This is a genomic window from Ralstonia sp. ASV6 (genome assembly GCF_016429285.1).
Classification (GTDB): Bacteria; Pseudomonadota; Gammaproteobacteria; order Burkholderiales; family Burkholderiaceae; genus Ralstonia; species Ralstonia flaminis.
The window spans coordinates 1-337 of record NZ_JAELUI010000528.1; the positions used below are offsets into that span (position 1 = coordinate 1).

The 337-nt window shown below is 58.2% G+C and carries 1 pseudogene; it reads left to right on the top strand.

Features of this window, described 5'->3' with window-relative positions:
- Positions 1-337: pseudogene (locus JHD73_RS30140) on the top strand (chitinase); the annotation flags it as partial.

Genomic DNA, 337 nt, shown 5'->3' on the forward strand with positions numbered 1-337 from the left:
AACACGAGTTCCTCACGCTACTCAGGAATGAGCCGTCGGGCGGCTACGGGGTCAGCAATAAGGGCATGTGGCACGGTGGCATCCACATCAGTGAGACCGGGGCAGGACAGAAACTGGACCTGGAACACGGTGTGCGCTGCTTGGCTGATGGTGAGGTGATTGCCTATCGACTGGACCGGCACTACCCCGTCAGTCAAGTGCAGGCATCCAATGACGACCCCGTCATTGATTCGCCATACAGCACCAGTTTCGTGCTCGTGCGCCACGTCATGGAGTTCCCCAAGGACAGTCGGCTGACCTTCTTCAGCTTGTACATGCACTTGCGGTCGTTCTCGGA